At 73.0% G+C, this 6383-nt stretch carries 7 protein-coding genes; 5 read left to right on the plus strand and 2 right to left on the minus strand.

What is annotated here, in order from left to right:
- Positions 1–39 precede the first annotated feature (39 nt).
- Both GL263_RS28890 and GL263_RS19050 read right to left on the minus strand, forming a co-directional pair.
- Positions 40–171 carry a hypothetical protein gene (locus GL263_RS28890; RefSeq protein ID WP_267132781.1) on the minus strand — a complete coding sequence of 44 codons (132 nt, stop codon included), beginning with the start codon at positions 169–171 and terminating at the stop codon, positions 40–42.
- Positions 172–203: 32 nt separating this feature from the next.
- Positions 204–683 carry a hypothetical protein gene (locus tag GL263_RS19050; protein ID WP_182856942.1) on the minus strand — a complete coding sequence of 160 codons (480 nt, stop codon included), beginning with the start codon at positions 681–683 and terminating at the stop codon, positions 204–206.
- A gap of 1013 nt (positions 684–1696) precedes the next feature.
- Here GL263_RS19050 and GL263_RS19055 point away from each other — a divergent pair.
- The 5 genes from GL263_RS19055 to GL263_RS19075 form a co-directional block, all read left to right on the plus strand.
- Positions 1697–2350 (plus strand): urease subunit gamma, encoded by a 654-nt coding sequence (locus GL263_RS19055; RefSeq protein WP_182856943.1) that lies wholly within the window; start codon positions 1697–1699, stop codon positions 2348–2350.
- Positions 2340–4175, plus strand: coding sequence for an urease subunit alpha (locus tag GL263_RS19060; RefSeq protein WP_323379471.1), 1836 nt, complete (start codon positions 2340–2342; stop codon positions 4173–4175). Before GL263_RS19055 ends, GL263_RS19060 begins: the two co-directional genes overlap by 11 nt.
- Before the next feature lie 49 nt (positions 4176–4224).
- On the plus strand, positions 4225–4899 hold the full coding sequence (locus tag GL263_RS19065; RefSeq protein WP_182856944.1) for an urease accessory protein UreF: 675 nt from the start codon (positions 4225–4227) through the stop codon (positions 4897–4899).
- 27 nt (positions 4900–4926) lie between these two features.
- Positions 4927–5640 (plus strand): urease accessory protein UreG, encoded by a 714-nt coding sequence (gene ureG, locus GL263_RS19070; protein WP_182856945.1) that lies wholly within the window; start codon positions 4927–4929, stop codon positions 5638–5640.
- A partial coding sequence (locus tag GL263_RS19075; protein WP_182856946.1) for an urease accessory protein UreD occupies positions 5637–6383 on the plus strand: 747 nt, incomplete at its 3' end. The genes ureG and GL263_RS19075, both read left to right, overlap by 4 nt.

Raw genomic sequence — 6383 nt, forward strand, 5'->3', positions numbered from 1 at the left:
CTCCCAGCCGTCCCGCTGGCTCCTTGGAGCTAGCTGCCGCTACGCCCGGTTGCTGAAGTACATGAGCGCGATGCCGAACGCGCAGTAGGCGGCCACCACGAGGAACGCCCAGACGGGTGTGCGGTGTCTGCCGACGGTCGCGGACCAGAACGGCGTCCTGGGCTTGGTCACGTGGAGTCCCCCTGTCTTCCGGCCTTGTCCGGCTACGAGCGGTACGCGTCCGCGCCCTTGAGGGCGCATTCCGGGTGTTTGTCGTCGCCTCGGCAGAGGACGAGCTCAAAATCGACGCGGTGGGTGTGCGTACGGCCGGCGGACTCGTAGCGCAGGACGAGGTTCACGCCGCGTGCCGTGGCGTCCGTCGGCTTGTTGAGTTGCAGTGCCAGCTGTGTCGGCAGGCCGTCCTCGTCCTTCCCCGCGCGGTCGTCGCAGACGGTGGCCACCCGGGTTTCCGAGGGGTCGTAGTTGATCTCGGAGAGCGGACCGTCGGCGGAGCCGTCCGTGTTCCACACAGCCTTGCGGGTGGCAAACGCCTCGACCTGTAGGCCGCCTTCGACGTGTTCGAACGAGACATCCGTGATGTTGACCGATCCCGGGCGGTCGAGACAGAGCGTGAGGTGGTGCGCCGAGTAGGGGGCGTTCGCGGCGCGGTTGAGCACCGAGACCCCGGCGCCGTGGGTCCCCACGATTTTCGGCCCGGCGGCCGCGTCGGCGCACCCCGTGAGAAGGAGGAGCACCCCGCATGTCACCGCGCCCGTCGCGCACACCGATCTCACTGCTGTCCCCCCGACTGCGAAGCTCCGGCCTCGCGTGTGGCGGCGCCTGGTCGAGCGCCCGCTTTCCGCCAACGTACCCCCTGCCGGTCAGGGCGTCTGTGACGGCGGTGTCACGAGTCGGCGCGTGCGAAACGACGTCCGCCAGGACGGCGGCGGAGTCGGGGGTCAGGCGGTAGAAGCCCTGGAGGCTGACCGCGCGTTCGAGACGGCCGTCCACGACGTACTTCAGGCCGCGGGTGTCGCCTCGCCGGTTGCGCCAGGTGAGTCGGGAGAGGAGGTCGCCGGGTACGGGTACGTCGAAGCGGACGGGTGTCGCGTCGACGTGCACGGGCTCGGCACCGCAGCCGCCGGCGCCGAGCATCGACCAGTCGGCGTGGCCGGGGTACGCAGGGTCCTGCCAGGTGGCGGGAGCCGGGCCGCAGCAGCCGCGGCGTTCCTGGTCGAGCACCCGCATGCGGCAGACCACAAACACCTCACGTCTGTTGTCGTGCAGGGCGTACACCTCTTCTCCGGCGCGGGCGCCCTTCCATGAAGGCAGGGAGGAGTGGGCGCCGCCGAAGGCGACCGGTGGGCGCTCGCCGACACGGCCGGCGGCGCGCACCGCACGGCAGGTGTCGTGGGTCCACAGGACGGTGAAGGCGTCGGGCATGTGGGGAAGCGTAGGTGGGGGGACTGACAGTCCCGCCCGAGCGGTCGGCGGGCGTGAGGGGGCGGCCGTCCGCGCCGTTGGGCGGCGCGCGTGCGCCGGGGGTGGGCGCTGGTGCTGCGGGTTCACACGTTCCGGGCAAGTGCCGTTGGTATGGGACCGGGAGGCGGCCGGCGGGGCGCATGATGCGGGACACACGGCGGTAACGGGGACCTGACCGCCGCGAAACGGTTCCGGGCAAGGGTCTAGTGACCGAGCGAGGAAAGGGGCAGGGGCGTTGCATCTGACTCCGCACGAGCAGGAACGGCTGATGGTCCACGTCGCGGCGGACGTCGCGCGGCGGCGGCGTGAGCGGGGGCTGCGGCTGAACTACCCGGAGGCCATGGCGCTGTTGACGTCGTACGTGTACGAGGAGGCGCGGGCGGGTGCGACGGTCGACGCGATCATGGAGTCCGGGCGTCATGTGCTGCGGCGCGCCGAGGTCATGGAGGGCGTGCCGGAGATGATCTCCAACGTCCAGGTGGAGGCGACGTTCCCGGACGGGACGAAGCTGGTGACGATCCACGACCCGTTCGACGAGCCGACAGCCCATGTGGTCGTCCATCCGGGGAAGTTGGAGCTGCTGCCGGACGACGCCGAGTACGACGTCGTCCTCAACGAGGGCCACGAGCCGAGGGCGCTGCCGGTCGCGAACCACTCGGACCGGCCGGTGCAGGTCGGCTCGCACTTCCACTTCGCCGAGGTGAACGAGGGGCTCGACTTCGTCCGCGAGGACGCGCACGGCATGCGGCTGCACGTCGCGTCCGGCACGTCGGAGCGGTTCGAGCCGGGGGACGAGCGGGAGGTGCGGCTGGTGCCGATCGCCGGCGAGCGGGTCGTGCGCGGGCTGCGGCCGGGGAAGAGTGACGAGGAGGCCGGCCTTGACGACTGAGAGGGAGGCCGAGGACGCTCCCGGCCGGCTGCGGCGGTCCCGGTACGCCGACCTGTACGGTCCGACGACCGGGGACCGGGTGCGGCTGGCGGACACCGGTCTTGTGCTGCGCATCGACGACGACTGGTGTGGCGGGCCGGGCCGCGCCGGCGACGAGATGATCTTCGGCGGCGGCAAGGTGATCCGCGAGTCGATGGGGCAGTCGCACATCCCGCGCGACGACCCGCGCGAACCCGTCGACACGGTGATCACCGGGGCGCTCGTCCTGGACCACTGGGGCGTGGTGAAGGCGGACGTCGGGCTGCGCGGCGGGCGCGTCCACGCGATCGGCAAGGCGTACAACCCGGAGACCATGACACCCCGGCCCAACGACGACCCGCGCGCCCGCGACTTCGTCGTCGGCCCGGAGACGGAGGTGATCTCCGGGAACGGCCGGATCCTCACGGCGGGCGGCGTCGACACGCATGTGCACTTCCTGTGCCCCGGGCAGATCCACGAGGCGCTGGCGTCCGGGGTGACGACGCTGATCGGCGGCGGTACCGGGCCCGCCGAGGGCAGTTCGGCGACGACGGTGACGCCCGGCGAGTGGCACCTCCAGCGCACGTTCGAGGCGCTGGACGAGTTCCCCGTCAACATCGGGCTGCTCGCCAAGGGCAGCACGGTGTCGGAGAAGGCGCTGCACGACCAGGTGACGGCCGGCGCGCTCGGCTTCAAGATCCACGAGGACTGGGGCGCGACCCCGGCCGTCATCGACGCCGCGCTGCGCGTGTGCGACGCGACCGGCGTCCAACTGGCGCTGCACGCTGACTCGTTGAACGAGTCGGGCTTTGTCCACGACACGCTCGCCGCGACGTTGGACCCGGAGGCGGACGACGAGCGCTACCGCGGCCTGCACGTCTTCCACGTCGAGGGCGCCGGCGGTGGCCACGCACCCGACATGATCAGCCTCGTCGGCCGCCCGAACGTGCTGCCCGCGTCGACGAACCCGACCCGGCCGCTGACGGTCAACACCGTCAAGGAGCACGTGGACATGATGATCGTCTGCCACCACCTCAACCCCGAGGTGGCGGCCGACATGGCGTTCGCGGACTCCCGGATCAGGCCGTCCACGATGGCCGCCGAGGACCTGCTGCACGACATGGGCGCGATCTCCATGATGTCCTCCGACGCGCAGGCGATGGGCCGCATCGGCGAGATGATCATGCGGACGTGGCAGACCGCGCACGTCATGAAGTCCCGCTACGGCCACCTCGACGAGGACACCGCCGACGCCGACAACTTCCGCGCCCGCCGCTACGTCGCCAAGTACACGATCAACCCGGCGATCACGCACGGCATCGACCACGAGGTCGGTTCCGTCGAACCGGGCAAGCTCGCCGACCTGGTGCTGTGGGAGCCGAAGTTCTTCGGCGTGAAGCCGCACATGGTCGTCAAGGGCGGGCAGATCGCGTACGCGCAGATCGGCGACGCCAACGCGTCCATCCCGACGCCGCAGCCGTTCCTGCCCCGCCCGGTGTGGGGCTCCTGCGGACGGGCGCCGGCCGCCAACTCGGTCAACTTCGTCGCCGAGGCCGCGCTCGGTGGGGCGCTCGCCGAGCGCGGGCTGGGCAAGGAGCTGCGGGCGATCAGATCCACGCGCGGCGTCACCAAGGCCGACATGGTCCACAACAACGGGCTGCCCGAGATCGTCATCGACCCCGACACGTTCGACGTCACCATCGGCGGCGCCACCACCTCCGACGTGCGCACCACCGTCGACGGGCAGCTCGTCGGCCGCCACTACGCCACCGAACTCCCCCTCGCCCAGCGCTACTTCCTCTTCTGAAGCCCTGACCCGTCCGGGCCTCGTCCATGAAAGGCGGACCGCCCACCCGATGAGCCGCACCGCCCTGCTCGTCCTGGCCGACGGCCGCCTCCCCGCCGGCGGACACGCCCACTCCGGCGGCGTGGAGGCCGCCGTCACCGCCGGCCGGGTGCGCGACGCGGCCGGCCTGGCGGCGTTCTGCCGGGGCCGGCTGCACACCGCCGGACTCACCGCCGCCGGCCTCGCCGGCGCCGCCGCGGGCGGCCACGACGCCCTGGCGTTGGACGACGCCGCCGACGTGCGGACGCCCGTGCCCGCGCTGCGGCAGGTCAGCCGCCGCCTCGGGCGGCAGCTGACACGCGCCGCCCGCGCCGCGTGGCCGTCGCCCGAACTCGACCGGCTGCACCGCGCGCGGCCGCGTGGCGCGCACCAGCCCGTGGTGCTCGGCGTCGCCGCCCGCGCCGCCGGGCTGACGGCGTTCGACGCGGCGCTGGCCGCCGCCTACGAGAGCGTCGGCGGCCCCGCGTCGGCGGCCGTCCGCCTGCTCGGCCTCGACCCGCTCGACGCCACCGCGCTGCTCGCCCGGCTCGCCGCCGAACTCGACGACGTCGCCCACCGCGCCGCCGAGGCGGCCTCCCGCGTCGCCGACGAGGGCGTCGACGCCCTCCCCGCCGCGTCCGCGCCGCTGCTCGACATCACCGCCGAACAGCACGCCGCCTGGCCCACCCGCCTCTTCGCCTCCTGAACACCCTTTGCCACGAGGAGAGTTGCCGTGCACCTCGACCACCCGACCACCTTCCGCGAGCGCCACACCCACAGCTCCGAGCCCGTGCGCCCCGACGGCAGCCGCCGCCACACCCTGCGGGTCGGGCTCGGCGGACCGGTCGGCTCCGGCAAGACCGCGACCGTCGCCGCGCTCTGCCGCGCCCTGCGCGACGAGGTGTCCATCGCCGTTGTCACCAACGACATCTACACCCGCGAGGACGCCGAGTTCCTGCGCCGCGAGGCCGTGCTGCCGACGGAACGCATCACCGCCGTCGAGACCGGCGCCTGCCCGCACACCGCCATCCGCGACGACATCTCCGCCAACCTGGAGGCCGTCGAGCACTTCGAGGAGACCCTGGACCCGCTCGACCTCGTCCTCGTCGAGTCCGGCGGCGACAACCTCACCGCGACGTTCTCCCGGGGCCTCGTCGACCTCCAGCTTTTTGTGATCGACGTGGCCAGCGGCGACGACATCCCCCGCAAGGGCGGCCCCGGCATCACCACCGCCGATCTGCTCGTGATCAACAAGACGGACCTCGCGCCGTACGTCGGCGCCGACCTGAAGGTGATGGCGGCCGACGCGGAACGCCAACGCGGCGGCCGGCTAGTCGTGTTCACCAGTCTCGCGACCGACGACGGCATCACTCCCGTCGTCGACTGGCTCACCCCCCACCTCGCGGAGTGGCGCGCCTCCACCGCGCGCGCCGAGGCCACGGCATGACCGTCGACACCCACCCGTCGCGCGCCGCCCCGACGCCGGCCACTCCGACGGGCGGCGACGGCGACGGCGACCACGGGCACGTCACCGGTGTCCGGGCCACCGCCCGCGTGCGCGCCGCCCACAACGGCCACACCACCACCCTCCCGCTCCTCCACAGCGACGGCCCCTTTCATCTGCGCCGGCTGCGCTCCCGTGCGGGGCGCGCGCGGGTCAGCGTCGTCGGCGCGATGAGCGCGCCCCTCGGCGGCGACCGCCTGCGCGTCGACGTCACCGTCGAGCCGTCCGCCGAACTGGAGATGACCACCGCCGCCGCCACCATCGCCCTGCGCGGCGCCACGTCCGCCCCCGCCACCTACGACGTCCGCCTCGCCGTCGCCGACCACGCCTCACTGAACTGGCTCCCCCGGCCGCTGATCAGCACCCGGGGCAGCACCCTGCACCAGACCTACACAGTCGAACTCGCGCCCACCGCAAGCCTGTTGCTGCGCGAGGAGCAACTGCTCGGCCGCACGGCCGAACCGCCGGGCCACCTCGTCACCCGTCTCACCGTGCGCCGCGCCGGCCGTCCGCTGCTCGACCAGCGGACCGACTACGGCGACCCGGCGCCCGCCTGGGACGGCCCCGCCGTCCTCGGCGGCCACCGCGCCACCGGCCAACTCCTCCTCGTCGACCCCGCCCGGTCCGCCCCCGCCGAACCTCTCCTGATCGGCGACGACCCCGCCCTGGGCCACGCCGTCCTCACC

The organism is Streptomyces durbertensis, from assembly GCF_014156695.1.
Taxonomy (GTDB): Bacteria; Actinomycetota; Actinomycetes; order Streptomycetales; family Streptomycetaceae; genus Streptomyces; species Streptomyces durbertensis.